This is a genomic window from Branchiibius sp. NY16-3462-2, assembly GCF_001594145.1.
GTDB lineage: Bacteria > Actinomycetota > Actinomycetes > Actinomycetales > Dermatophilaceae > Branchiibius.
Genome location: NZ_LVCF01000040.1, coordinates 83,818 through 109,197 on the forward strand (window position 1 = coordinate 83,818; position 25,380 = coordinate 109,197).

Sequence of the window (25,380 nt, forward strand, 5' to 3'; positions counted from 1 at the left end):
GCAATGTGGTGCGTTCTACGGGCGGCGCCCAAGACTACAGTGCCGCGCTACAAAGCCGCGATTGCGTCCGCCGCTTCGCCGAAGTCGCGCGCCTCGCCCGGTCCGTTGACCACCGACCAGCGCACGGTCCCGTCCTGGGCGACCAGGAACGATCCGCGTACGGCGAACCCCGCCTCCTCGTGGAACACCCCGTAATCGCGGGCGACCTGCCCGTGCGGCCAGAAATCGGAGAGCAACGGGAAGTCGTAGCCCTCCTGCTCACCCCACGCCTTGAGGGCAGGCATCGGGTCGCAGGAGATCGCGAGGAACTCCACCGCATCGTTCTGGTAGCGCGACAGGTCGTCCCGAACACCGCACAATTCGCCGGTGCAGATCCCGGAGAAAGCGAACGGATAGAAGACGATCAGCGCGGCTTTGGTGCTCAGCACCTCGGACAGAGTGACCGGTGAACCAAACTGATTCTTGAGGGTGAAATCCGGGGCTTTGTCCCCCACCGCGGGACTCATCGCTGTTTGCTCTGCCCGGCCTGGACCAGCTTGACCGCGATCCATTCGGGACCGGCTTTGCTGGTCGAACCGACCTTCAGCCCGGCGGTCTGCGCGGCTTCCTGGATATCGGCAGCGTCGACGTGGTCGGGGTGGCCGGCCTTGGGCACCAGCAGCAACACGAAGCCCTTGTCGGCCAGATTGGTGAGCGCATCGACGCAGTCATCGATCAGATCGCCGTCCCCATCACGCCACCACAACATGACGACGTCCACCACGCCGTCAAAGTCCTCATCCTCCAAGGACGCACCGACGACGTCTTCGATCGCTGCACGCAGATCGTCGTCGCTGTCCTCGTCCCAGCCGATCTCTTGGACGATTTGACCGCCCGCGAATCCCAATTTCTCCCAGAAGGCCACGTCGATGGCGTCATTCACCATGGGCGTAGTCCACTAGGTATCCACCGCGTTCGCAAGCCGACTGGCGCGAAAGGGGTCGTTGAGCCGCTATTTCCCGAGGAATGGGAAGTACCGGCCAGTAACCCACCCGGGCCTGCACGCTGGACGCCTGGAGTGCTTCGATAGAAGCAAGCTTTTTCACGGTGTCGCACGAGAGGAGCCACTCATGACACCTGACCCTGTAACCCCGGCGAACCCGGGTCCGCTGCTGAACGGCATCCCGAGTCAGCTACCCGACACCGATCCGGACGAGACCAGCGAGTGGTTGGAGTCGCTCGACCAGGTGATCGAACACGGCGGGAAGAACCGCGCCCGCTACGTGATGCTGAAGCTGCTCGAACGCGCGCGTCAGCAGCAGGTGGGCGTTCCGTCCCTGGTCGCCACCGACTACGTGAACACCATCGGCCCGGAGGCTGAGCCGTGGTTCCCCGGAGACGAGGAGACCGAGCGGCGCTACCGCAACTGGTTGCGCTGGAACGCCGCGATCATGGTGCACCGCGCGCAGCGGCCCGGTATCGGCGTCGGCGGCCACATCTCCACCTACGCCAGCGCGGCGACCCTCTACGAAGTCGGCTTCAACCACTTCTTCCGCGGTAAGGACCACGAGGGCGGCGGCGACCAGATCTTCTTCCAGGGGCACGCCTCCCCCGGTATGTACGCGCGAGCCTTCCTCGAGGGCCGGCTGAGCTCGGAACAGCTCGACGGCTTCCGCCAGGAGAAGTCGCACATCGTCGACGGGCAACTCAAGGGCATCCCGTCCTACCCGCACCCGCGCAACATGCCGGACTTCTGGGAGTTCCCCACGGTCTCGATGGGCATCGGCCCGATGAACGCGGTCTACCAGGCCCAGTTCAACAAGTACCTGCACAACCGGGGCTTCAAAGACACCAGCCAGCAACGGGTCTGGGCCTTCCTCGGCGACGGTGAGATGGACGAACCGGAGGCACGCGGCGTACTCCAACTGGCCGGCAACGAGGGCCTGGACAACCTGACGTTCGTCATCAACTGCAACCTGCAGCGACTCGACGGCCCGGTGCGCGGCAACGGCAAGATCATCCAGGAGTTGGAGAGCTTCTTCCGCGGCGCCGGCTGGAACGTCATCAAGTGCATCTGGGGCCGTGGCTGGGACCCGTTGCTGTCCGCGGACCGCGACGGTGCCCTGGTCAACCTGATGAACTCCACCCCGGACGGCGACTACCAGACCTTCCGCGCCAACGACGGCGCCTACGTGCGCGAGCACTTCTTCGGCCGCGACCCGCGCACCCGCAAGCTCGTGGAGAACTGGTCCGATGAGGACATCTGGTGGAAGCTCAAGCGCGGCGGTCACGACTACCGCAAGGTGTACGCCGCGTACAAGGCCGCGACCGAGCACGTCGGTCAGCCGACGGTCATCCTGGCGCACACCATCAAGGGCTACAGCCTGGGAACGCACTTCGCGGGCCGTAACGCGACCCACCAGATGAAGAAGATGACCCTGGAGGACCTCAAGCAGTTCCGGGACTCCCTGAAGATCCCGATCAGCGATGAGGTCCTGGAGGCCGATCCGTACCTGCCGCCGTACTACCACCCCGGTGACGACGACCCGACGATCCAGTACCTCAAGGAACGCCGCACCAAGCTGGGTGGTGGGCTACCCAACCGGCGCACCCGGGCGGCGGCGATCAAGCTGCCGGACGACTCGGCGTACGCCATCGGCAAGAAGGGGTCAGGCAAGCAGGAAGTCGCCACCACCATGGGCTTCGTGCGCGTCCTGAAGGATCTGATGCGCGACAAGGAGTTCGGCAAGCACGTGGTGCCGATCATCCCCGACGAGGCCCGCACCTTCGGGATGGACTCCTTCTTCCCGACCGCCAAGATCTACAACCCGCACGGCCAGCACTACACCTCGGTGGACCACGAGTTGATGCTGTCCTACAAGGAGGCGGTGGACGGTCAGATCCTGCACATGGGGATCAACGAAGGCGGCTCGGTGGCCGCATTCACGGCCGCAGGCACGTCGTACGCGACGCACGGCATCCAGATGGTGCCGATCTACATCTTCTACTCGATGTTCGGCTTCCAGCGGACCGGGGACTATCTGTGGGCGGCCGCCGACCAGATGACCCGCGGCTTCCTGATCGGCGCGACCGCCGGGCGGACCACCCTGACCGGGGAGGGTCTGCAGCACGCCGATGGTCACTCGCACCTGCTCGCCGCGACCAACCCGGCCGTAGCGGCGTACGACCCTGCCTACGTCTACGAGATCGCGCACATCGTCAAGGACGGCCTGCGGCGGATGTACGGCGATCAGCCCGAGAACGTCTACTACTACTTGACCGTCTACAACGAGCCGATGATCCAGCCGGCGGAGCCGGAAGGCGTTGACGTGGAAGGCATTCTGAAGGGGATGCACCGCATCAGCGAAGGTTCCGGTGACGGCCCGCGGGCACAGCTGCTGGCCTCCGGTGTCGGTGTGCCGTGGGCCCTTGAGGCGCAGGAACTGCTCAAGGACGACTGGGGTGTGGTCGCGGACGTGTGGTCGGTGACGTCCTGGAACGAACTGCGCCGCGACGGACTGGCGTGCGACGAGCACAACTTCCTGCACCCGCAGGAGGAGCCCAGGACGGCGTACGTCACCCAACGCCTGGCTGACACGCAGGGTCCGGTCGTGGCCACCTCCGACTGGGAGCGTGGCGTGCAGGACCAGATCCGCGAGTGGGTGCCTGGTGACTTCGTGACGCTGGGTGCGGACGGCTTCGGCTTCAGCGACACCCGCGCCGCGGCCCGCCGGTTCTTCCACATCGACGGACCGTCCCTGGCGGTCCGCACGCTGCAGGAGTTGGGCCGCCGTGGCGACGTCGATCCGGCGCTGGCCGGTCAGGCCGCCGAGAAGTACCGGCTGCTCGACGTCACCGCCGGCACGTCCGGCAATGCGGGCGGGGAGTCCTGAGCCGCAACCGAACTGGCACGAACGCGACCGACGGTCATCGACCGTCGGTCGCGTTTTTCTCGACCTCGAGGAACAAGGTGGTCCCCGCCCGTAAGGGTGGAGGCTCGCTGCGCGCTGGATAGTTCCCCTATCGTCGGCTGATCCGAACGTCTCTGGCCGTCACGCGAAGGGGAACCGATGGACATCACCCGCAAGAAGAGCGTCGACGACGTCATCCACCAGAACGACGAAGATCCGGAAGCAGCCCAAGAACACGGTGGTGGCCTCAAGAAGAGCCTCGGGGTCTGGGACCTGATCGGGTTCGGCATCGGCATCGTCATCGGCACCGGCATCTTCACCCTGACCGGCGTGCAGGCCAAGAACAACGCCGGGCCCGCGATCGTGATCTCGTTCCTGATTGCCGGCGGGGTCTCCCTGCTGGCCGCTTTGTGTTACGCCGAGCTGGCGGCGGCGGTTCCGACCGCCGGCAGTTCCTACACCTACGCCTACACCACGATCGGTGAGATCTTCGCGTGGATCATCGCGTGGGACCTGATCCTCGAATTCGCTTTGGGTGCAGCGGTGGTCGCGCGCGGCTGGTCCGGTTATATCGCCGGCGTCTTCAACCTGCCGGACAAGTGGTTCGCGGAGGAAGGCTCCGTCGTCAACATCGGGGCCATCTTCATCACGCTGGTGCTCGGGTACGTCGCGTTGCGCGGTATCCGCGAAAGCAAGTGGGTCACCAATGGCCTGGTCGCGATCAAGGTGATCGTCTGCATCTTCGTCATCGCCGTGGGCGCGTTCTACGTCAAGACCAGCAACTGGGTGCCGTTCATCCCGGAGGCCAAGCCGGCCAAGTCATCGGGTGCCGAACTCACGGCGCCGCTGTGGCAGTTCCTCACCGGTGTCACGCCCAGCCAGTTCGGCGTCGCCGGGGTGTTGGTCGCCGCGGCGGTGGTGTTCTTCGCCTACTCAGGGTTCGAGGCGGTCGCCAACCTCGGTGAGGAGACCAAGAAGCCCGAGCGGGACATGCCGCTGGGACTGCTGGGCACGTTGGGTATCTGCACCTTGCTCTACGTCGGTGTCTGTCTGGTCATGACTGGCATGGTCAACTACCGCGATCTGTCCGAGGCCGACGCGGTCGCAGACGTCTTCCACCAGGTGGGCGTCGGCTGGGCCGGGATCCTGATCGGTATCGCTGCGGTCGCCGGCTTGAGCTCGGTGATCCTGGTGGACATCATCGCGATGGGCCGTATCGGCTTCGCCCTGGCCCGCGACGGCCTGCTGCCGCCGGTCTTCCGCAAGGTCCACCCGTCGTGGGGTACCCCGGTGCTGATGACCGCGCTCACGATCGGCACGGTCGCCCTCCTGGCCGGATTCGTCCCGATCAGCGTCCTGGCCGAAATGGTGAGCATCGGAACGCTGTTCGCCTTCGTCGTGGTCTCGATCGCCGTGATCGTGCTGCGTAAGACGCAGCCGGACATGAAGCGCCCGTTCCGCACTCCCCTGGTGCCCTTCGTTCCGATCCTGGCCACCCTGTGTTGTCTGGCGCTGATGGCCAGTCTCGCGGTGGAGACCTGGATCCGCTTCCTGGTGTGGCTGGCCATCGGCCTGCTGGTCTACTTCTTCTACGGCCGCAAACACGCCCGGCTGGCGAAGGTGGACATCGCCGGTGAGCTGACCCAGGACGGCACGATCCCGGGAAGCCCGCAGTGAGTGTCGTCGTCGGGTTCGGTCCCTACCCGTCAACGAATTCGGGGCTGTACCTGGCAGCCCAACTGGCCAGGACGACCGGGGACGAACTGGTGCTGTGCTGCATCATCCAGGGGCTGGCGGACACCCCGGCGGTACGTGATCCCGCCGGTATCGACAGCGAGTGGCAACAACGGATGCGCGAAGCAGCCGAGGAGGCCCTCGTCGCTGCACGAGACCGCCTGCCGACACATCTGCCGGTCACCGAGATCATCCGGGTCGGCCGGTCGGTCCCGGCGATCCTGCAACGCGAAGGCGAGGCGCGCGACGCCCGGGTCCTGGTGCTGGGGTCCGCGACCTCCGGTCCGCTGGGTCAGATCAGCCTGGGCAGCACCTCCGACCGGTTGGTGCACAGTTCCTCGTTGCCGGTCGGCCTTGCTCCCCGGGGCTATCACCCCAGCGACGATCGGATCCGACGGGTGGTGCTCGCGGTGCGGCCCGGCCAGAGTGACCTGGCCCTGGCCGGTGAGGCCGCTGCGCTGAGCAACTGGCTCGGCGTGCCCGCCATCCTCGTGACCTTCGCCGTCCGCGATTCCGCGGCTCTGACGGTCTTTGCCGACCAGGGCGTCTTCGACGCGTGGCGCGCCGACGCACTCGCCGCGCAGGCGAGCATCACTCAGGCACTGGAGCAGTCCGGCGTAGCCGCCCAGAGCGGTGGCGTCCTGGTCGGATCACGATGGTCGCGGGCGACCGAACAGTTCGATTGGTCGCCCGGCGATCTGCTGGTGCTGGGATCCAGTGAGCACGCTCCCCTGGCCCGGGTGTTCCTGGGGTCGACCGCCACTCGCATCGTGCGTGCGTCCCCGGTGCCGACCGTGCTGCTGCCGCACCGCCGCCGGGACTGATCAGCCCGCGTGGGCGAAGACCTCGGCCCGGGCGTGGACTGCCACATCCGGATGATCGGTGATCAGCCCATCGACACCGGCCTGGGTGAAGATGGCCAGTTCGGCGAGGCCGTCGCCGAACTCCTGCGGCACACTGCTGGAGCGCAGATCGAGTGGCAGGAAAGTGTTTTCGGTCCGGAAGGTCCACACGTGCACCCGTAGCCCGGCGTCGTGCGCGTGCCGCACCAGGTCGGTGGGACGCCCCAGCGACCCGTCCGGCCGGCGCACGATGACCTGGTCCTTACTCGGGCCGATGCCGGTCACCCACGTCGAGATCAGGCGCAGTGCACGCGGAGTCACCAGATCGGCGTACGTGCGCTCATCCGGGGTGCCGGCCAGATCGGTCGGTGCCCCTTCGCGCTCGGTGAGCATCAACAGCGGGGTGCGCAACCCGATGTCCTCCCGCAACCGGATCAGACTGGTCAACTCGAACGACTGCACGAAGACCGGCGCGTTGGGCGCATCGAGGCGGGCATCACGCAGGCCCTGGGCGACCGCACCCTCCAGGTCCAGCCCGCGAGCGCGGAAGTACGCTGCGTGCTTAAGTTCGGGGCTGACGCCCACGATGCGGCTCAACTCCTGGGAGAGCGCGCGCCGCAGCGCGAGCAACTCATCGAAGGTCGGGATCCGCAGTCGGCGCTCGTAGATCGTGTTGGCCTGTCGCAACCGGGGCAGGCGTTCGACCGCCCACAACGTCTTGATCTCGGCCAGGGTGAAGTCCTCGCTGAACCAGCCGATGCGCTCGGTGCCGTCCACCACCCGGGACGTACGGCGATCGGCGAATTCGGGGTGGGCCGCGACGTCCGTGGTGCGGGAGAGCTCGTTCTCGTGCCGGCAGATCGCGACACCGTCACCAGTCATCACCAGATCGGTCTCGACACCGTCCGCGCCCAATCGCGCTGCCAACTCGTAGGCCGGGAGCGTGTGCTCGGGACGATAACCACTCGCACCGCGATGACCGATCACGAGCGGCGGTTCGTCGAGCCGGTAGGCCACCATGCTCAGACTTCACCGGCCCTTCGCGACCGCGCGGCGTCAGTGCGGTGCCGGGCGAGAAAACCATTGGTGAACTCTGCACACTGCCGATCGGTGTCCTCTGGAGGGTATCCACAAACAACGGCCGGTATCGTCGTGCCGTTATGACGATCACTTCGCGCACCCGGGAACACACCTGGCGCCACCTCCAAGGGGCTGCGGGCGCGATGGCGACCGCCGCGATCCAACAGATGGAGTCCGAGCACTCCTGGTACCGGGAGTTGTCCGCCGAGGAGCGCTCCTGGGTCGGCATGGTGGCGCAGGCCGGGATCGGTGGCTTCATCGACTGGTACCGCACCAACGGCGCCGGGCCGGCCTCGGCGATCGACATGTTCGATCCCGCGCCGGCCGAACTGGCCCGGTCCATCAGCCTGAGGCACACCCTTGATCTGATCCGCACCAGTGTCGCCGTGGTCGAGGACCAGGTCCCGGCGCTGGCTGATGCCGCCGACCGGATCGAACTACGCGAAGCGGTCCTGATCTACTCCCGCGAGATCGCCTTCGCCGCCGCGACCGTCTACGCGCAGGCCGCCGAGGCCCGCGGCGCCTGGGACGCCCGGCTCGAAGCGCACGTCATCGACGCGGTGCTGCGGGCAGAGGCCGATGAAGCGCTGCGCTCGCGCGTCGCCGCCCTCGGCTGGGACGAGGTGCACGACGTCCTGGTCGCCGTGGGCCGCGCGCCCAGCGGCGTCCACAGTGCGATCGTCGACAGCCTGCGCCGGGAAGCCCGTCGCGCCGGTCTGGAGTCACTGGTGTCGGTGCAGGGCCGCACCCTGATCGCGATCATCGGCGGTGTCACCGACCCGATCAAGCAACTGCAAGCCTTGACCGAGCACTGGGCGCCGGGGCCGATCGTGCTCGGGCCGACCGTGCCGCACGTCTTCGCCGCCGGCCGCAGCGCCCGCGCCGCATTGTCGGGGTACGGCGCGGCGCCGGCCTGGCCCGATGCCCCCCGGCTGTGCCCCGCCGACGAGCTCCTGGCCGAGCGTGCGCTGCACGGTGACAATCACGCCCGGCGCACCCTGGTGGACCGGGTTGTCCGACCGCTGCGCGACCGGGACGCCCTGCGCGAGACGGCTCTGGGCTTCCTGGCCCAGCCGAGTCTGGAGGCCACCGCCCGGGCGCTTTTCGTGCACGCCAACACCGTCCGCTACCGGCTCGGGCAGTTCGCCGAAGCGACCGGGTACGACCTGACCGATGTGCGCGAAGCCTTCGTGGTCCGGATCGCCTTCGCTTTCGCTGCCTGGGACGAGCGATGAGAGCCTTTGTAGGAACCCAACAGATTCGCCGGAAGAATCTCATGGTGTCACCGGTCGCTGATCACCACCTCGAGTAGGCAGGGTAGGAATCGTGCTCGCGATCGTCTGCCCCGGCCAGGGTGCCCAAACCCCCGGCTTCCTCGCTCCCTGGTTGGAACTACCCGGCTTCAGTGACCGCCTGGGTTGGTTGGGTGCGGCCGCCGACGTCGACCTGGTAGCGCACGGCACGACCTCCGACGCGGACACCATCCGGGACACCGCCGTGGCGCAGCCGTTGATCGTCGGTGCCGGACTGGTGGCCGCGCTGGCCCTCTTCGAGCACCCTTCCGACGGGTTCCGGGTCACCGGGGTCGGCGCCGGCCACTCGGTCGGTGAGATCACCGCCCTGGCCGCGGCCGGCGTACTCACCGCCGAGCAGGCGATGGTCTTCGTCCGCGAGCGCGGCCGGGCCATGGCCGCTGCGTCGGCCGTCACCCCGACCGGGATGAGCGCCGTCGTCGGCGGCGACCCGGACGAGGTGGACGCCGCGATCGAAGCGGCCGGACTGACCGCCGCCAACCGCAACGGCGCCGGTCAGGTGGTTGCGGCGGGAACTACGGATCAGTTGGCGCAGTTGTCGGCCAACCCGCCGGCCAAGGCCCGCGTCATCCCCCTCAGCGTCGCCGGAGCGTTCCACACCCAGCACATGGCGCCCGCGGTGGAACACCTCGCTCGCTACGCGCGGGCCATCTCGACCCACGACGCGCGGGTCGCGGTCGTCAGCAACAAGGACGGTCACGTCGTGCACGACAGCCGTGAACTGCTACGCCGGCTGGTGCAGCAGGTCAGCAACCCGGTCCGCTGGGACCTGACGATGCGCACGATGACCGAGATGGGCGTCACCGGCCTGATCGAGATCCCGCCGGCCGGCACCCTCGCCGGCCTCGCCAAGCGCGGGATGCCCGGTGTGGAGACCCTTGCGCTGAAGACACCGGACGACCTGGAGGCCGCCCACCGCATGGTGCGCGAACACGGTGAGCCGCGCAGCAGCTTCGACCCGGCGTGGCGGTTGATCGTCGCCCCGGCCAAGGGCATCGTCGAGTACGCCGACCTGCAGACCGGCGGGAACGTCCAGGCCGGCGCGGTCGTGGCGACCGTCTCGACCCCTCGCTCCTCCACCCCGGTCACCGCCCCGCACGGCGGTACCGTCATCGAACGCCTCGCTGAGGAGGGTGATCCCGTGTCCCCCGGTCAGGTGTTGCTGCGATTGCACCCCGAGACGAGTGAATTGTGATGCAGCCCAAGGGAACTGGTCATCTGGTCGAGCCGCAGGGTGCGCGGCATGCCGCGATCCTCGGGATCGGCGGATACCGTCCGGAGCGCGTCGTCGACAACGCAGAGGTATGCACCTGGATCGACTCCAGCGACGAGTGGATCCGTGAGCGGTCGGGCATCGTGACCCGGCACTTCGCCGCGCCGGACGAGACCGTCGTCGACATGTCGCTGCCTGCATCCCGCGACGCACTGGACCAGGCCGGCATCCGGCCCGAGCAGGTCAGTGCCGTCGTGCTCGCGACCATCACGCATCCGTTCCAGACGCCCGCCGCCGCGCCGATGGTTGCTGACCGACTCGGCTGCGTCGACGCGGCCGCCTTCGACATCTCGGCCGCGTGCGCCGGCTACTGCCACGCCGTGGCCATCGCCGGTGACATGGTGCGCGGCGGGAGCGCCGAGTACGTCCTGGTCATCGGCGTGGAGAAGTTGTCCTTGCTCACGGACCCGCACGACCGGGGTTCGGCGTTCATCTTCGGTGACGGCGCCGGAGCCGCCGTCATCGGTCCCTCGCAGACCACTGCTATCGGCCCCACGGTGTGGGGTTCGGACGGCGCCCAGTGGGATGTCATCCGGCAGCGCCGCTCCTGGTGGGACATCCGTGACGATGCGGACGGCGCCGTCGGCGAGGACGGCCTGGACCCCGCGACCATGAGCATGGCCGGCCCGTCGGTGTTCCGGTGGGCGGTGTGGTCGATGGCACCGGTGGCCCAGCAGGCGATCGACAAGGCCGGCATCCGGGCCGAGGACCTTGACGCGTTCATCCCCCACCAGGCCAACATGCGGATCATCGACGCGATGATCAAGCAACTGCACCTGCCGGCCGACATCGCCGTGGCCCGGGACATCGCGCAGACCGGTAATACCTCCGCCGCCTCGATCCCCCTGGCCGCTGAACGCATGCTGCGCGAAGGCGCGGCACCGCACGGTGGTCTGGCGCTGCAGATCGGCTTCGGTGCCGGCCTGTCGTACGCCGCCCAGGTCGTCGTCCTGCCCTGATTCCCCGCACCTGGCGGTTCCAGGTAAACGTCCACAACCCTCATAGGAGACAGTCACATGGCGCTCAGCGACCAGGAAATCCTCGCCGGCCTCGCCGATATCGTGAACGAAGAGACCGGTGTCGACACCGCGCAGGTCCAGCCCGACAAGTCCTTCACCGACGACCTCGACATCGACTCCCTGTCGATGATGACCATTGTGGTGAACGCCGAGGAGAAGTTCGGTGTGCGCATCCCCGACGACGAGGTCAAGAACCTCAACACGGTCGGTGACGCGATCTCCTTCATCCAGCAGGCCCAGGCCTGATGCCCTCGACGCAGCGCATCGTCGTCACGGGGCTCGGCGCGACCACCCCGATCGGTGAGACCGCGCCGGCGACCTGGGATGCGCTGCTGGCGGGGGTCAGCGGCGCACGCACGCTCACCCAGGACTGGGTGGCGCAGTACGAGTTGCCGGTGACCTTCGCCGCGTCGTTGAAGCAGGACCCGGCGGAGCGGCTGGCGAAGGTGGAGACGCGGCGGCTGGACCCGTTCGCGCAGTACGCCATGATCGCCTCGCGCGAAGCCTGGGAGGACGCCGGCACCCCCGACGTCGAACCCGAGCGGCTGGCCGTGGCCATCGGCACCGGGATCGGCGGGGGGCACAGCCTGCTGGCGCAGTACGACGTGCTGAAGGAGAAGGGTCCGCGCCGGGTCTACCCGTTGACGGTTCCGATGCTGATGCCCAACGCGGCATCGGGCAGTGTCTCCCTGGAACTCGGCGCGCGGGCCGGCGCCCACACCACGGTGTCGGCGTGCGCTTCCGGCGCCGAAGCGATGGGCTACGCGGCAGACATGATCCGTGAGGGTCGTGCCGACGTCGTGGTGGCCGGTGGTGCGGAGGCAGCGATCCACGCTCTGCCACTGGCGGGTTTCGCTGCGATGCAAGCACTTTCGACCCGCAACGACGACCCTGCGCATGCGTCGCGCCCCTACGACATCGACCGTGACGGCTTCGTCATGGGCGAGGGTGCGGCGGTCATCGTGCTGGAGAAGTACGAACACGCGGTCGCGCGCGGTGCACGCATCTACGCCGAGTTCGCCTCGGTCGGCATGTCGGCCGACGCGCACCACATCACCGCCCCGGAGCCCGAAGGCGCCGGTGCGTCCCGCGCGATGCTCGAGGCCATCGAACTCGCCGGGTTGTCCGCCTCGGATATCGACCACATCAACGCGCACGCCACCTCGACCCCCGTCGGCGACGTGGCTGAAGTGGCCGCGATCCGCCGGGCGTTCGGCAGCGCTGCCGACGACATGGCCGTGACGGCTACCAAGTCGATGACCGGCCACCTACTCGGTGCGGCCGGTGCACTGGAGACCCTGATCACCATCCAGAGCATCTATCACCGGCTCATCCCCGCCACCATCAACATCGAGAACCTCGACCCAGCCGTCGACCTCGACGTCGTGCGTGGCGACCACCGGAAACTGCCCGACTCCACGGCTGCCCTGAACAACTCGTTCGGCTTCGGCGGCCACAACGTGGCGTCCGTTCTCAGGAGTGTCTCGTGACCCGGCAACCCTCCCTCGCCTCCAGCGAGACCCACGCTTCGGCACGCGCCATTGCGGTCGATGACCCACGAAACCCGTTGCTGCGCCTGGAGAACTTCTTCGACGCAGACACCGTTGACCTGATCACCGAGCCCGACTCCAGTGGCGCACTGGCCGCACGCGGCCTCATCGACGGCACGCCCGCCGTGGCCTTCGCCACCGATGCGACCATCCAGGGCGGCGCGATGGGTGACGCCGGCTGCAAAGTCATCGTCGCGGCGTACGAAGCGGCTCTGGCCGATGGGGTGCCGGTCGTCGGTCTGTGGCACTCCGGCGGCGCCCGCCTGGCCGAGGGTGTCCTGTCGTTGGACGCCGTGGGTCACGTCTTCGCGATCATGACGCGAGCGTCCGGCAAGATCCCGCAGATCTCGGTCGTCGTGGGTCCCGCGGCCGGTGGCGCGGCCTACGGGCCGGCGCTGACCGACATCGTGATCCTGGCCGCCGAGGGACGCATCTTCGTCACGGGACCCGACGTCGTGCGTTCGGTGACCGGGGAGGATGTCGACGCGCTGCGGCTCGGCGGTCCGGAGCCGCACGGGCGGCGCTCGGGAGTCGTGCACGTGGTGACCGACTCCGCGGAACAGGCCTACGAGCACGGTCGGCAGATCACGCACCTGCTGGGCGCCCAGGGCACGTGGGGAGCCGTCGAAGACCGCGACCTCGCCGCCTTGCTGCCCGAGTCACCCAAGCGCGCCTACGACGTGCACCCGCTGGTCGAGCAGATCCTGGACGATCCGCGGACCAGCGTCGAACTGCACCCCAAGTGGGCACCGAACGTCACGACGGCCCTGGGTCGCCTGGGCGGGCGGACGGTCGGCGTCGTAGCCAACAACCCGATCCGGCTGGGCGGCTGCCTGGATGCGTCGTCGGCGGAGAAGGCCGCTCGCTTCGTGCGGATGTGCGACGCGTTCGGTGTCCCGTTGATCGTGCTGGTGGACGTGCCGGGCTACCTGCCCGGCGTGGGCCAGGAGTGGGACGGTGTCGTGCGCCGTGGGGCCAAGTTGCTGCACGCGTTCGCCGAGTGCGTGGTCCCCCGGGTGACGGTGGTGACCCGCAAGGCGTACGGCGGTGCGTACATCGCGATGAACGCCAAATCACTCGGTGCCACAAGGGTTTTCGCCTGGCCTGGCGCAGAGCTGGCCGTGATGGGTCACGTCGCGGCGGTCCGTATCCTGCATCGTCGCCGTCTGGCGGAGACCGACGGCGAGGAGCGCGTCGAGATGGAGAACCAGCTCGCCGCCGAACACGCGGTGCTGGCCGGTGGTCTGGGCCGCGCGCTGGAGATCGGTGTCATCGACGAGGTCGTGGATCCCTCCGCGACCCGCACCACCGTCGCCGCTGCGCTGGCCGCCGCGCCGGCGAGGCGCGGACAGCACGGCAACATCCCGCTCTAAGCGGTACCGGCCTTCGGCTGATCAGCGCGCCGCCGCAGGTCGAAGAAGAGCAGACCCAGGCCGATGACCGCGGCGGGCATCACCACCGCGGTCATCAGGCCGCCGATCAGATCCTCGATCCAGATCGGCCAGCCGGTCAGCAACAGCAGGACTCCGCTGACGAACGGGCCGATGCCCGCGGCCGTGAGCACCAGCAGCAATGCGACGATGGCCGACTTCACCGGCCGGGTCCGGACCAGAGCAGCGCTGCGCCGGAACGCCGCCCGCAACGGCCGCTCCTCCTGGGCGGACGCGGCCATGGCGACCGACCACAGGGTGAGCATGACCAGGGCCACCGGCGCGAGCCAGAAGGTGATGAACGCGGTGCCGACCAGCAACACCGTTACCAGGAAGACATAGACGGGTGTGCGGTGGGCTTTGGCCTCGATCGCTGCCGCTCGAAGATCGGCCGTCCGGCCGTCCCGTCGCTGCTCCAACAGGTCGAGAACCACTGCGGCACAGACCGCGTCGATGACCGCAACCAAAGCCCACGAGAGTCCGGCAACCACCCAGGTCCACCAGGCGTTCACGCCCGGATCCAGATCGGTGATGGTGCCCTTCGGGCCGATGTGCGTCGCCAGACGGGTCAGCGTCCGCACGAGGTAGGTGCTCAGGAAGAGCACCCCCGCGATCGGCAGGAGTTGCGGGGTCAGCCGCCACGCGATCGCGAACATCGCCGCCAGAATCTGCCCGACGGTGCGCTTGCGATCCACCGTGGTCGGGTCGCTGTGCCGCCATGTAGTGCGGGCGATGAGCCACCCGATCAGCGCGAGGGCGGCCAGGATGGCAGCCCCGGTCAGCACCGGCTGGGCCAGCAGTCGCAGGAAGAGCGTCGAACCCTGGGACACCATCCCGCAGAACGCAATGGTGGCCATCGTCGGAACCTGCGGCAGGTCGACCGACGCCGGGCGACCTTCGTCCTCGACCCAGGCGATCGGCGTACGCCATTGGGTCTTGGTGGCCGGGCCGGTCGGTCCGTTGTTGAACGTGGGTTGCTTCTCTCCCCAGTGCCCGGTGAAGGCCAGCCAGGCGAACGGATCCTTGGGATTGGTCGGCACCGTGGTGGGCAGCAGCGTCACCTGGGGCCGCACTTCAGTTCCCGGGGCCGTCGTGTCGTCACAGCCGAACCCGGTGGCCGAGCCCCGGCCCAGCCAGTGCTCCTGGCTGTAGTACGACGCGTGGGAGCCCTGCCCCGGGTAGACCACCGGATGGGTGCCGTTCACGATGCGTAACTTGTCCGAACCCCAGTCGGCGACCTCCGAACCCTCGTGCTGGGCGTAGGCCGTCTGCGCGGGCTCGGTCGCGAGCGCTGCTGCGACAGTAGGCGCATCGAAATCGACCTGGATCATCTCCCAGTCGCTTTCGTGCCGGTCGTTCCAGTCGTTGTAGACGTAGTAGAACCAGTACTGCACGGCGACCTGACCCTGATCGGTGACCACGCGGGAGTAGATGGTCGGCTCGTGACCCTCGCGGATCTTGTCGTACCACTTCTCGTAATCGCACCCGGGCCGTAGTGCGTCACCCGGCAGGTTGAGATAACTGTCCGGACCGGCCGTGGCCAGTTGGCTGCTCGTCGGAGCCGTGATCGTGCCGTGCGGGGTGCGCAACGTGACGTCCGGGCGCCCCAGGACCGCGTCCACCGCGATGGGCAGGTAGGGCTCGCCGTCGCCGCACGGTGTCGTGTGCTTGCGAACGACCAGAACCGGCGCATAGCGCTCGGCGAGTTGCTGCGCCTGACTGGAGGTCGACGTACCGGAGGAGGTAGCGGCCGAGGCTGGAACCCACGCGGAGAGTACGGCGATCAGCAGGGCCAGGAGAAACCCGCCGGCGGCCCTCAGGAGACGCGGTGCAGCCAGCGGACTGTCGCTCCGTCCCCGGCGTAGCGGAAGGGTTCGAGCTCCAGGTCCCAGGCGGTGCCCAGCAACTCGGCGACCTCGGCGCGGAACTTCTCGGGGTCGCCACCACTGGCGATCACCACCGAACGCAACCGATCCTCGTTGACCACGGCGTCGCCGGAGGCGTTGGTCCAGGTGTGATGGATACCCAGGTCCGGGGTGCTGGCCCAGCGGGAACCGTCGCAGCCGGGGGTCGGCTCCTCGGTGACCTCGTAGCGCACGCCGTCCCAACCGCGCAGCGCCGTCGTCAGGCGGGCGCCGGTGCCGGGCTCGGCGGCCCAGGAGAACTCGGTACGTACGAAGCCGGGAGCTACCGGTTGTTTCGTCCACTCCAAGTGGACGGGCTGGCCCAGGACGCTCTCCAGAGCCCAGCCGATATGCGGGCACAACGAAACCGGGGTGGAGTGGATGAACACCACACCCCGGGCGACGGCGCGCGTGCGCGATGCCGACATAACCTGCCTCCTTCACGGGACCGAGGACGTCTTCCCCTACGCCTCGAACAGTGAAGGACTCCCCCATTGTGCCCCACACGTCACAGGAGCACCAGTGGTCACAGCAGACCACGGTGCTCCTGATCGGTGGGATGTCGGCGCGCTATGCGGTGGGCGGCGTGGAGTCGGTCGGGGTGGTGGGCTGCTCGGCGGGCGCGGTGGGTGCCGGGGTCGCCGGGGTCACCGACTGGTTGGGGCGCAGCCCGGCCTCGTCCAGCAAGGTGCCTGCCTGCTGGGCGAACTTGTGCTCGACCAGCAGTTCGAAGCTGCTCGGGACGATGGCGCTGACCGAGCTGAAGTCACGCTGGCCGCGGGTGAACGCGTATCCGATCGCCGACCAGATCAGGCCGAAGAGCGCACCCCAGATCGCGGTGTAGATGACGACCTGCCAGATCGTGATGTTCTTGACGAACAGGGAGAAGATCAAGCCGATGAACAGACCGAACCACGCACCGGTCAGGATTCCGGCGGTGATGACCTTGCTCCAGGTGAGCCGGCCGGTGACCCGCTCGATCTGCTTCAGGTCGGAACCGACGATCAAGCAGTTCTCCACGGGGAACTGCTTGTCCGACAGCAGGTCCACTGCCTTCTGCGCCTCGGGGTAGGTGGCGTAGGTGGCCAGGGACATCGGGTATTCGAGTTTGAGCGCGGTGTTACGGGCGGCTGCGCCAAGACCGAGCGAGTTTGTCGACATGCCTTGATGCTATCGGCGCAGGTCCGTGGCGACAGGTTTCGCGCCCTCGACGCGCCGCGGACAGCAGCACGCCGAATACGCCCTGGCCACTTACACTGACCACGATCGGAAAACAACGAGGTCGTCCCGGACGCCGAGCTGCCTCGCCCGGTCGGCGGCAACACGATCCCTGTTGCCGTGTGTTCAGGAGCTACAGGAGCCCCAGCGAGTGCCTCGTCCAGTATCCGCCAAGGACACCTACTTACCCGGCCTCGACGGCATCCGTGCCATCGCGGTGGCGGCCGTTGTGCTCTACCACCTCAACGTCCCCGGCTTGGCCGGCGGCCTGCTGGGCGTCGGCATCTTCTTCACCCTGAGCGGATTCCTGATCACGACGATCCTGCTTCGGGGGTGGGCGCGGACCCACTCCGTCGGGCTGATCGGGTTCTATCTACGCCGCGCCCGACGGCTGTTCCCGGCGGTCGTGCTGGTCATCGCCGTGGTCATTGTCGCGACGCTGATCGCCGATCGGGACAACCTGGGCGCGACGATCGGCAACGGGCTGGCCGGTTTGTTCTACGTCGCCAACTGGCACACGATCGCTTCCGGCGGAGACTACTTCGCGATCACCGCCGGCACCGGCGGACCCCTTGACCACCTGTGGTCACTCTCGGTCGAAGAGCAGTTCTACTTCGTCTGGCCGTTGTTGCTGATCGGAATGATCATGATCTTCCGCGGCAACCTGCGTGCCGTGGCCGTCGCGACCGGTGTGCTGTCAGCCATCAGCTTCGTGCTGCTGTACAAGTTCTCGATCCGGCCGCCGGACGTCATGCCCGCGTTATGGAGCACCACCCGCGCCTACGAGGGCACGGACACCCGCGCCGGCGGCCTGCTGATCGGTGCGATCTTCGCGATCGTGCTGTTCGAGCGTCCGTTCCCGGCAACCGGGGGCGCATGGAAGGTGCCCATCGACGTCCTGGGCCTGGCGAGCCTGGTCGGTCTGGGCTGGATCATCTACTACTCCGGGTCGCATCCGGACTCGCTCTACACCTGGGGCATCCTGGCCCAGTCGATGCTCACCGCGACCCTGGTGATCAGCGCCATCCATCCCGGATCGATGCTCGTGCGCAACCTGCTGGGCGCTCAACCGTTCCGCTGGATCGGTGAACGCTCCTACGGCATCTACCTGTGGCACCTGCCGGTCATCTACTTCACCCCCCAGGGCTGGATCGATGCCCATCCGGTGCCGGTCGGCGTTGTCCAGGTCGCCGTCACACTGATCCTGTCCGCGCTGAGTTGGACGCTGCTGGAGGACCCGATCCGTCGCAACGGGTTCCGCGCTGCGTTCAAGAAGCCAGCCGGCGCAGAGGGCCGCCGCCGCGCCGTACCCGTCATTGTCTCCGGCTTCGCCGCGCTCGGCCTGGTCGCCAGCGTCGGTCTGGGCAGTGCCTCGGCCCTCGGCGGCAAGGCAACGGCTGCGGATGCGGTCCCGGACAAGCCGGGGGCGATCAACACCCCGCCGCCCACGCCCAAATCGAACAAACCGGTGAAGAACGGGATCCCGGGCAAGACCTCGTGCACCTCCGTCGCGCACATCGGCGACTCGACGTCGATCGGGCTGGAGTCGCCCGCTTCGCTGCCGAACGCCGCCGACCGGATCACCGCGCAGTACAAGAAGGTGGGTGTGACCACGGTCAAGGAGGACATCTCCGGCGCCCGCGCCATCGTCGAGCACTGGAACAACCAGCCCAACGGCGAGGACGCGATCGAGAAGTTCCAGAAGAACGGCTTCAAGGGCTGTTACGTCATCGCCCTGGGCAACAACGACGTGGCGAACCTGTCGGTCGGGGCCGCCTACTCCCTTGACCAGCGCATCGACATGGTCATGAAGCACACCAACGGCCAGCCCACCTTGTGGCTGACCAGCCGCACCCTGCGCACTGTTGGGCCGTACCGCGACGAGGGCTTCCCGGCCCTGTCGGAGGCGCTGCAGAGCGCGTGCAAGCGCTACCCCAACCTGCGGGTTTTCGACTGGCGCAGCGAGGTCCAGACCAGCTGGTATCTGCCCGATGACAAGATCCACTACACGACCAAGGGCTATCAGGAGCGCGCCAAGCGCATTGCCCTGGCGCTGGCGAACGCCTTCCCCAAGGACGGCAAGCCGGCACCGACCTGCCTGGTCTATTCGGGATTGAAGGCCAACCAGTGAGCACCACCAAGACACGAAAAGGCTTGGCTCGGCGTACGTCGATCGTCGGCTGCGCGTCGGCTCTCACCGTGGCGGCGCTGACCCTGAGCGCTTGTGGCGGCGGGACGGCGGCGGCACCGTCGCCGACCTCGCCGTCATGGTCGTCTTCGTCAACCGCGACAACCACGCCTGCCCCGACCTCGACGACGCCCACGAGCGCGTCCTCGGCCACGTCGTCGTCGGGCACCTCCGCCACGTCGTCCACCGCCACCGCTACGGGGTCGGCGAGCACCGCTTCCGTGCCGTACCCGCAGACGTCCTGCTCGTCGGTTGTGCACATCGGTGACTCGACCTCGGTCGGCCTGGAGTCGGCGGACTTCCTGCACAACCCCGCGTACCGCTTGACCGCGCAGTACAAGGACGTCGGCGTCAAGAACGTCACCACCGACATCTCCGGTGCCCGCGCGATCATCGAGCACTGGAACAACCAGCCGAACTCCCTCGATGCGATCAAGAAGTTCGAGGCGCAGGGTTATCAGGGCTGCTACGTGCTGGCCATCGGCAACAACGATGTGGCCAACATCAGCGTCGGTGGCGCCGGGCCCATCTCGGCGCGGATCGACCTGATGATGCAGCACGCCGGCTCCAACCCGGTCATGTGGCTGACCAGCCGCACGTTGAAGACGTCCGGGCCCTACACCGACGCGAACTTCCCGAGCCTGTCGAACGCGCTGATCGCGGCGTGCGAGAAGTACCCGAACCTACGGGTGTTCGACTGGCGAAATGAAGTGCAGACGGCGTGGTACCAGCCAGCCGACAAGATCCACTACACCAGCCACGGCTATAAGGAACGCGCCGAACGCATCGCGCGAGCGCTGGCGAACGCGTTCCCGGCGTCCGGGGCGACCTCGAGCTGCGTGGTCCACTCCGGGCTCAGCGCCAGCCAGTAGTTGCTGATTCCTACTTGAAGAACTCGCTGATCGCGTCCGGTAGGCCGGAAGCGAACAGCACCACGCCGAAGCCGACGATCAACAGGGCGGCGAGCGCTCCGAACAGGACCATCAGGATCTTGGCCGCCTGATGAGCTCGCGGCCCCGCGACGGGTTCGTAGAGGCTTAGATCAACATCTTGGGCGGCCGGTTCCGTCGTGGACGCGACCACCGGTGAGTTGGGTTGCACCAGAAGGCTGCTCGACTCACCGGAGCCCACCTCGGGCAGACCCTGCTGCGGTAACGCACCCTGTCCCTGCGCGGCAGCGTCCGCCGCGCCCGCCAGACCCCTCGAGATGTCCATGTCTGAGAGTCGCAGGCCGTCGCGAGATAGGCAATCATATCCGGGCCCTCCGCGTTCCGCCCTCGATCACGACACGGCCGCCAGCATCACCGGATGTTCGCAGGCAGGCGCAGGTCCTTCGGCAGCCGGATGGTGACGCGTTTGCTGAGTCCGCGGATGGTGCAGGCGAGCGGTCTTTCGGCTCCTGGTGGTGACGGTGGTGTGCTGGTTTCGCTCAGCCCCCGCGTGGTGGTGGTGCGCTGGTCGGCGTCGCCGGTGACGGTCAGGTCCGGGTGTTCTTTGGTGTAGTTGCAGCGGGCGCAGCCCCCACCGGCGTTCGAGACGCTCGTGGCTCCACCGTCGGCGTGGCGTTGGATGTGGTCGATGTGTTCGATGGGTTCGTCGCAGAACGGGGTGCGGCAGGTCCGGTCTCGTAATCGCACGAACGCTGCCAGCAGTCCTGGGTAGCGCCGGGCACGCGAATCCATTGAGATCAGCTCACCGGTGCCCGGGGCGGTGAACACCCGTCGGATCACGCCACCGGCGGTGTCGTGGTCGGCCAGGAATTGCCGGGCCAGGTCCGCAGGAATCGGGCCGAACCCTTCCAGGTCCGCGGGGGCCTCACCGGTGAGGGATTCGATCGGGACCAGCAGGTTGACCGCGACCACCGGCACCGGAGGCTTGTCTGTCGTACCGTCAGCCTCGGGCTGCTCCCCGGCCGCTGCGGCCGGCGCATCGGCCTGGTCGGCAGCCGGCGCATCCTGACCCGGTGTGGCCGGTGTGGCCGGTGTGGGTGGTACTGGTGCGCCGCAGGCGGGTCGGCCGCTGATGCGTTCGACCAGGGCGTCGGCCATTAGTTGTCCTTTGCCCCGCCCATCCCCGTCCCCGCCCTTATGGCTACTGGCTGTGGCGGCGGCGTTGAGGGCGGCGATGCAGGCGACGCCGTCTTTGACCGGCAGCAGCGCGGTCAACCAGGTCATCGTGTCCGGTGCTGGGCGTAGCGAGACGCGGCGTTCGCGTTTGGCGCGGGCACGGCGCGCTACCGCAGCAGCTGGATCCAACCGGTAGGCGGCCGCCCGGGCGACCCCGGCCAGGCGCCGCCCGGAGGTTTTACCCAGGACCCCTTTGATCGCTTCATCCACCGCGGCACGGTCGGCCAACGACAGGTAGGCGGTTTCGGCCACGACTTGGGTGGCGTGCCATTCGCTGATGGTCCCGGCCCGTAACGCGGCGGCGGTGTGCGGCATTTCTTGTGTGACGGCGCGGGAGACGCCCAGGAACCGGGTACCGACCCGGGGGCTTTCTCGTCGTGCCAGACCTAGTTGTGAACCCACGACCCGGGCGGTTTCATCCGCGGTGATGCCGCGGGCCTGGTCGGCGGCGCGTTGCGCGTCGTGGAGCACGACCGCTAACTCGGTTTGCACCGCGCTGGCAGCGTTCTTCAGTTCTTCGAGTTCCCGGATCAGTACCAGGGCGGCATCGGGGTTAACGCCGCGAGCGCCCTCCACCAGCCGGTGACGGACGGCGCGCACTTCGGCAACAGACAACGCTTCACTCGTTGAAACAGACGGCGTTGAAACAGACATAGCAACCCTCCCCACCTGGTGGCGGTCCTCCCCAGAACCGATGACCCAGCTTATCGCACATATGTCCACTACGGGAAGGGTCTGTGCACAACCAATTGTCGTCAATACCGTTGTGGCGCAGCAGCTTTCGCCACCACGACGACAGGACACCGCTTCCCGGACTCAGCCTACTTCTCACCACCGACACCCACCGCCGAGACGCGACCCAGGTGCGCCCGATATCGGCGACGGGAGGATCGTGTCCAGACCATCGGCCCAGTAGGGCGGCTGGGGCTTGAACCCAGGACCGACGGATTATGAGTCCGCTGCTCTAACCGGCTGAGCTACCGCCCCCTGTCCGGAATGAGATGAACGGTCACGCGGGCGACCTTCCGGAGCATCGCTCAGGCTACCTGCGACCAGCGTTGAGGCTCGACGGCGGTCTGGTAACCGAACTGGGATTGCTCAGGGTCGGGCGATGCGGTCGAGAAGTTCGAGCAGGGTGGCGCGCTCTGCACGGCTGAGCTGACCAAACACCGCGTTCTGTACATCGGCCATCACCGCAGTGAGGCGTTCGATCATCCGGTGACCCTCGGGAGTGAGCGAGACCAGCTGGCGCCGTCCGTGGCCCGGGTCCCTGACGCGCGACACCAGGCTGCGGTCTTCGAGTGCTCGAACGGTGTGGGTGACGTCGCGGGGGTCCAGTGCTGCGGCGGCCCCCAACTCGGTCTGGCTCAGCCGGTCGGCGGCGACCAGCGCCGACAGGCATCTGTACTCGTATCCGGTCGTGCCGGCGTTCGCGAGCTGTGTGTGCACTATCTGGTGCGACCTGGTGGCCGCCGAGCTCAAGATCCAGGTGGGCGTTGAGAGGAGATCCAGTGGCATGCCGTTGCTTTCTGTTGGTACGACCAATATTATCTTGGCTACACCAATAGAGTAGGAGAGGCCAATGGCCGCCGTACGCCCCCTGCCGACTGTTATCGGACCAACCGAGACCGCGCTACGGGCGCTCCTGACGAAAACCCTCGCTTCTACCCAGATCCCGGGGTATTCGGCCTGGGTGATCCTCAACGTCATGAGCAACGCCGACGGTGACGGCACGTGGCGTCAGGCCGTGGCAAGCGCCCTAAGGTCGACACTGACCAGATCGAGGCCGTGCTCTCAGAACTTCGTGCTGGCGGGCTGATCGAAAGGGAGCGGGTTGTGACCGAGGTCGGAGCAGCGCAACTGGCGGCGGCCCGCGCAGCCGTGACGGCGGTGACGGCCGGCCTTGTTGAGGGCATCAATGAGGCGGAACAGGAGACGACCCGTCGGGTCCTCGACCTCATCCGCCACCGAGCCGAAGAGTCGTTGGGCAGGAGTGAGCAGTAGGTCGCTTCACCCAGTCGTCGGGCGCATAAGAGTTGGCGGGCCGCCTCCGCCTGGATGTTGTGTTACGGGGCCGGTTCATACATCACAATCCTGAAAACAACCTGCGTCTTCCTGTCATTTTGCTGAACTCGTTGCTTACAGTTCGTGCATGACCTCACCTGAACCAGGCGACGGCCCGCTGATCGTCATCGAATCGGTCAACAAACACTTCGGCGACCTGCACGTCCTGCAGGACATCAACCTGTCCGTGGGTCGCGGTGAAGTCGTGGTGGTGCTCGGGCCGTCGGGCTCGGGCAAGTCGACGCTATGCCGGGTGATCAACCGGTTGGAGACCTTTGAGTCCGGCACCGTCACCATCGACGGGCAGTCCCTGCCGGAAGAGGGCGCTGCACTGGCGAAGCTGCGCGCCGACGTCGGAATGGTCTTCCAGTCCTTCAATCTCTTCGCGCACAAGACGATTCTGGAGAACGTGACGCTCGGGCCCATCAAGGTCCGCAAGATGTCCAAGGCCGACGCCGATGCGCTGGGCAAGGAACTCCTGGAGCGGGTCGGGATCCAACAACAGGCAGCCAAATACCCGGCACAACTGTCCGGCGGTCAGCAGCAACGGGTCGCCATCGCGCGATCGTTGGCGATGAAGCCCAAGGTGATGCTCTTCGACGAACCGACCTCGGCCCTCGACCCGGAGATGATCACCGAGGTCCTGGACGTCATGACCGGGCTGGCCAAAGACGGAATGACGATGATCGTGGTGACCCACGAGATGGGCTTCGCGCGCAAAGCCGCTGACCGCGTCGTGTTCATGTCCGACGGCCAAATCCTCGAGGAAGCTCCCCCGGAGCAGTTCTTCAATGATCCCCAGACCGCCCGCGCGAAGGACTTCCTCAGCAAGATCCTCGCCCACTAAGGCCTGAAGCTCGAGCCCTGAGCCCGTTGAGCCCACTGAATTCGCAGCACCCATCAATCAGGAGGAACCAGATGTTTCGTCACACCACCGCGGTAGCCGCCAGCGCCGCCTCTGTTGCCCTGTTGCTCGCCGCGTGCGGCGGCGGATCGTCCTCCGGCAGTGGGACGTCGGGCGGCGGTTCGATCAAGATCGGCATCAAGTTCGACCAGCCCGGCCTGGGCCTGAAGGCCGGCAACGACTACACGGGTATGGACGTCGACGTCGCCACGTACGTCGCGAAAGAACTCGGCTACGAGCCCAGCAGCATCTCCTGGGTCCAGGCGCCCTCCAAGCAGCGCGAGACCCTGATCAAGTCCGGCCAGGTCAACATGGTCGTCGCGACCTACTCGATCACCGACGCCCGCAAGCAGGAAGTCTCCTTCGCCGGCCCGTATTTCGTTGCGGGACAGTCGGTTCTGGTCCGCAGCGACAGCGATATCACCAGCGTGGACGGCCTCAAGGGCAAGAAGGTCTGTTCGGTCACCGGATCCACCTCGGTCAAGAACCTGGAGGAGAAGGTCAGCGGCCTGGTCCCCCAGCAGTTCGACACCTACTCCAAGTGCGTGGAGGCACTCTCCTCCGGTGCGATCGACGCACTGACCACCGACGACACGATCCTTGCCGGCTTCGCCAACCAGGCGGCGTACAAGGGCAAGTTCAAACTAGTCGGTGGCACCTTCTCCACCGAGAACTACGGGATCGGCCTGAAGAAGGGCGACACCGCGATGTGCAACAAGGTCACCGACGCGATCAAGAAGATGATCGACGACGGCACCTGGAAGAAGGTCGTCGAGGAGAACCTGGGCACCGACTACAAGTACGACTCCGCGAAGAACCCGCCCACCCCCGCCGCCTGCAGTTGA

Annotated in this window: 24 protein-coding genes and 1 tRNA gene; 15 read left to right on the forward strand and 10 right to left on the reverse strand. The window is 67.2% G+C overall.

Translation table 11 applies throughout. The features are described from left to right. Positions 1-47 precede the first annotated feature (47 nt). A complete protein-coding gene (locus tag AZH51_RS13825) occupies positions 48-506 on the reverse strand; it encodes a peroxiredoxin (RefSeq protein ID WP_291525266.1) in 459 nt (152 codons plus the stop codon). Then, complete coding sequence (locus AZH51_RS13830) at positions 503-925, reverse strand: DUF3052 domain-containing protein (protein ID WP_291525268.1); 423 nt, start codon at positions 923-925, stop codon at positions 503-505. Before AZH51_RS13830 ends, AZH51_RS13825 begins: the two co-directional genes overlap by 4 nt. A 184-nt stretch (positions 926-1,109) precedes the next feature. On the opposite strand from AZH51_RS13830, the gene aceE reads away from it, so the two are divergent. The 3 genes from aceE to AZH51_RS13845 all read left to right on the forward strand — a co-directional run bounded on the left by aceE (position 1,110) and on the right by AZH51_RS13845 (position 6,448). Then, positions 1,110-3,872, forward strand: a complete 2,763-nt coding sequence (aceE, locus tag AZH51_RS13835; protein ID WP_291525270.1) for a pyruvate dehydrogenase (acetyl-transferring), homodimeric type — start codon at positions 1,110-1,112, stop codon at positions 3,870-3,872. A gap of 177 nt (positions 3,873-4,049) precedes the next feature. Then, on the forward strand, positions 4,050-5,567 hold the full coding sequence (locus AZH51_RS13840) for an APC family permease (RefSeq protein ID WP_291525272.1): 1,518 nt from the start codon (positions 4,050-4,052) through the stop codon (positions 5,565-5,567). Then, positions 5,564-6,448, forward strand: coding sequence for a universal stress protein (locus tag AZH51_RS13845; protein ID WP_291525274.1), 885 nt, complete (start codon positions 5,564-5,566; stop codon positions 6,446-6,448). The genes AZH51_RS13840 and AZH51_RS13845 overlap by 4 nt, the downstream gene beginning before the upstream one ends. Here AZH51_RS13845 and AZH51_RS13850 read toward each other — a convergent pair whose 3' ends face one another. Beyond that, positions 6,449-7,486, reverse strand: a complete 1,038-nt coding sequence (locus AZH51_RS13850; protein ID WP_291525276.1) for a glycerophosphodiester phosphodiesterase family protein — start codon at positions 7,484-7,486, stop codon at positions 6,449-6,451. Between the two features lie 140 nt (positions 7,487-7,626). On the opposite strand from AZH51_RS13850, the gene AZH51_RS13855 reads away from it, so the two are divergent. The 6 genes from AZH51_RS13855 to AZH51_RS13880 all read left to right on the forward strand — a co-directional run bounded on the left by AZH51_RS13855 (position 7,627) and on the right by AZH51_RS13880 (position 14,074). Beyond that, positions 7,627-8,781: a CdaR family transcriptional regulator gene (locus AZH51_RS13855; RefSeq protein ID WP_291525277.1), complete on the forward strand. Its 1,155-nt coding sequence runs from the start codon at positions 7,627-7,629 to the stop codon at positions 8,779-8,781. Between the two features lie 91 nt (positions 8,782-8,872). Further along, complete coding sequence (locus AZH51_RS13860; RefSeq protein WP_291525279.1) at positions 8,873-10,054, forward strand: ACP S-malonyltransferase; 1,182 nt, start codon at positions 8,873-8,875, stop codon at positions 10,052-10,054. Next, entirely contained in the window at positions 10,054-11,091 is a 1,038-nt protein-coding gene (locus AZH51_RS13865; RefSeq protein WP_291525577.1) for a beta-ketoacyl-ACP synthase III, read from the forward strand. Before AZH51_RS13860 ends, AZH51_RS13865 begins: the two co-directional genes overlap by 1 nt. A 57-nt stretch (positions 11,092-11,148) precedes the next feature. Next, complete coding sequence (locus AZH51_RS13870) at positions 11,149-11,397, forward strand: acyl carrier protein (RefSeq protein ID WP_291525281.1); 249 nt, start codon at positions 11,149-11,151, stop codon at positions 11,395-11,397. Continuing rightward, positions 11,397-12,641 carry a beta-ketoacyl-ACP synthase II gene (gene fabF, locus AZH51_RS13875; protein ID WP_291525283.1) on the forward strand — a complete coding sequence of 415 codons (1,245 nt, stop codon included), beginning with the start codon at positions 11,397-11,399 and terminating at the stop codon, positions 12,639-12,641. The genes AZH51_RS13870 and fabF overlap by 1 nt, the downstream gene beginning before the upstream one ends. 50 nt (positions 12,642-12,691) lie before the next feature. Further along, a complete protein-coding gene (locus tag AZH51_RS13880) occupies positions 12,692-14,074 on the forward strand; it encodes a carboxyl transferase domain-containing protein (protein WP_367188054.1) in 1,383 nt (460 codons plus the stop codon). Here the strand turns inward: AZH51_RS13880 and AZH51_RS13885 are convergent. The 3 genes from AZH51_RS13885 to AZH51_RS13895 all read right to left on the reverse strand — a co-directional run bounded on the left by AZH51_RS13885 (position 14,071) and on the right by AZH51_RS13895 (position 17,196). Next, positions 14,071-15,753, reverse strand: a complete 1,683-nt coding sequence (locus AZH51_RS13885; protein ID WP_291525287.1) for a hypothetical protein — start codon at positions 15,751-15,753, stop codon at positions 14,071-14,073. The two genes, AZH51_RS13880 and AZH51_RS13885, sit on opposite strands and share 4 nt — an antisense overlap. Positions 15,754-15,947: 194 nt before the next feature. Beyond that, positions 15,948-16,463 (reverse strand): DUF3145 domain-containing protein, encoded by a 516-nt coding sequence (locus AZH51_RS13890; protein ID WP_291525289.1) that lies wholly within the window; start codon positions 16,461-16,463, stop codon positions 15,948-15,950. Positions 16,464-16,605: 142 nt separating this feature from the next. Then, the gene (locus tag AZH51_RS13895; RefSeq protein ID WP_291525291.1) at positions 16,606-17,196 is read right to left on the reverse strand and encodes a general stress protein; all 591 of its coding nucleotides are present in this window, start codon (positions 17,194-17,196) and stop codon (positions 16,606-16,608) included. A 208-nt stretch (positions 17,197-17,404) separates the two neighbouring features. On the opposite strand from AZH51_RS13895, the gene AZH51_RS13900 reads away from it, so the two are divergent. The 3 genes from AZH51_RS13900 to AZH51_RS13910 all read left to right on the forward strand — a co-directional run bounded on the left by AZH51_RS13900 (position 17,405) and on the right by AZH51_RS13910 (position 20,313). Continuing rightward, entirely contained in the window at positions 17,405-19,384 is a 1,980-nt protein-coding gene (locus AZH51_RS13900; protein ID WP_291525293.1) for an acyltransferase family protein, read from the forward strand. Between the two features lie 91 nt (positions 19,385-19,475). After that, positions 19,476-19,709 (forward strand): hypothetical protein, encoded by a 234-nt coding sequence (locus AZH51_RS13905; RefSeq protein ID WP_291525295.1) that lies wholly within the window; start codon positions 19,476-19,478, stop codon positions 19,707-19,709. Continuing rightward, entirely contained in the window at positions 19,663-20,313 is a 651-nt protein-coding gene (locus tag AZH51_RS13910; protein WP_291525297.1) for an SGNH/GDSL hydrolase family protein, read from the forward strand. The genes AZH51_RS13905 and AZH51_RS13910 overlap by 47 nt, the downstream gene beginning before the upstream one ends. 10 nt (positions 20,314-20,323) lie before the next feature. Here the strand turns inward: AZH51_RS13910 and AZH51_RS13915 are convergent, their stop codons facing one another. The 4 genes from AZH51_RS13915 to AZH51_RS13930 form a co-directional block, all read right to left on the reverse strand. Then, entirely contained in the window at positions 20,324-20,656 is a 333-nt protein-coding gene (locus AZH51_RS13915; RefSeq protein WP_291525299.1) for a hypothetical protein, read from the reverse strand. Between the two features lie 86 nt (positions 20,657-20,742). After that, positions 20,743-22,182 carry an HNH endonuclease signature motif containing protein gene (locus AZH51_RS13920; protein WP_291525300.1) on the reverse strand — a complete coding sequence of 480 codons (1,440 nt, stop codon included), beginning with the start codon at positions 22,180-22,182 and terminating at the stop codon, positions 20,743-20,745. A 298-nt stretch (positions 22,183-22,480) separates the two neighbouring features. Beyond that, positions 22,481-22,554: transfer RNA gene (locus AZH51_RS13925), tRNA-Ile, on the reverse strand. A 111-nt stretch (positions 22,555-22,665) separates the two neighbouring features. Then, positions 22,666-23,277: a MarR family winged helix-turn-helix transcriptional regulator gene (locus AZH51_RS13930; protein ID WP_291525302.1), complete on the reverse strand. Its 612-nt coding sequence runs from the start codon at positions 23,275-23,277 to the stop codon at positions 22,666-22,668. Positions 23,278-23,403: 126 nt separating this feature from the next. Here AZH51_RS13930 and AZH51_RS13935 point away from each other — a divergent pair, with 126 nt between their 5' ends. The 3 genes from AZH51_RS13935 (at position 23,404) to AZH51_RS13945 (ending at position 25,380) form a co-directional block, all read left to right on the forward strand. After that, entirely contained in the window at positions 23,404-23,571 is a 168-nt protein-coding gene (locus AZH51_RS13935) for a hypothetical protein (RefSeq protein WP_291525304.1), read from the forward strand. A gap of 178 nt (positions 23,572-23,749) precedes the next feature. After that, on the forward strand, positions 23,750-24,478 hold the full coding sequence (locus AZH51_RS13940; protein WP_291525579.1) for an amino acid ABC transporter ATP-binding protein: 729 nt from the start codon (positions 23,750-23,752) through the stop codon (positions 24,476-24,478). Positions 24,479-24,549: 71 nt separating this feature from the next. Further along, positions 24,550-25,380, forward strand: coding sequence for a glutamate ABC transporter substrate-binding protein (locus tag AZH51_RS13945; protein WP_291525306.1), 831 nt, complete (start codon positions 24,550-24,552; stop codon positions 25,378-25,380).

What these genes read in the sequence shown, in the direction of transcription:
- AZH51_RS13930 (WP_291525302.1), bottom strand. Translation starts at nt 23,277, where the DNA reads ATGACGTTGAGGATCACCCAGGCCGAATACCCCGGGATCTGGGTAGAA.
- AZH51_RS13850 (WP_291525276.1), bottom strand. Translation starts at nt 7,486, where the DNA reads ATGGTGGCCTACCGGCTCGACGAACCGCCGCTCGTGATCGGTCATCGC.
- AZH51_RS13825 (WP_291525266.1), bottom strand. Translation starts at nt 506, where the DNA reads ATGAGTCCCGCGGTGGGGGACAAAGCCCCGGATTTCACCCTCAAGAAT.
- fabF (WP_291525283.1), top strand. Translation starts at nt 11,397, where the DNA reads ATGCCCTCGACGCAGCGCATCGTCGTCACGGGGCTCGGCGCGACCACC.
- AZH51_RS13890 (WP_291525289.1), bottom strand. Translation starts at nt 16,463, where the DNA reads ATGTCGGCATCGCGCACGCGCGCCGTCGCCCGGGGTGTGGTGTTCATC.
- AZH51_RS13895 (WP_291525291.1), bottom strand. Translation starts at nt 17,196, where the DNA reads ATGTCGACAAACTCGCTCGGTCTTGGCGCAGCCGCCCGTAACACCGCG.
- AZH51_RS13865 (WP_291525577.1), top strand. Translation starts at nt 10,054, where the DNA reads ATGCAGCCCAAGGGAACTGGTCATCTGGTCGAGCCGCAGGGTGCGCGG.
- AZH51_RS13915 (WP_291525299.1), bottom strand. Translation starts at nt 20,656, where the DNA reads ATGGACATCTCGAGGGGTCTGGCGGGCGCGGCGGACGCTGCCGCGCAG.
- AZH51_RS13830 (WP_291525268.1), bottom strand. Translation starts at nt 925, where the DNA reads ATGGTGAATGACGCCATCGACGTGGCCTTCTGGGAGAAATTGGGATTC.
- AZH51_RS13855 (WP_291525277.1), top strand. Translation starts at nt 7,627, where the DNA reads ATGACGATCACTTCGCGCACCCGGGAACACACCTGGCGCCACCTCCAA.
- AZH51_RS13840 (WP_291525272.1), top strand. Translation starts at nt 4,050, where the DNA reads ATGGACATCACCCGCAAGAAGAGCGTCGACGACGTCATCCACCAGAAC.
- AZH51_RS13870 (WP_291525281.1), top strand. Translation starts at nt 11,149, where the DNA reads ATGGCGCTCAGCGACCAGGAAATCCTCGCCGGCCTCGCCGATATCGTG.
- aceE (WP_291525270.1), top strand. Translation starts at nt 1,110, where the DNA reads ATGACACCTGACCCTGTAACCCCGGCGAACCCGGGTCCGCTGCTGAAC.
- AZH51_RS13945 (WP_291525306.1), top strand. Translation starts at nt 24,550, where the DNA reads ATGTTTCGTCACACCACCGCGGTAGCCGCCAGCGCCGCCTCTGTTGCC.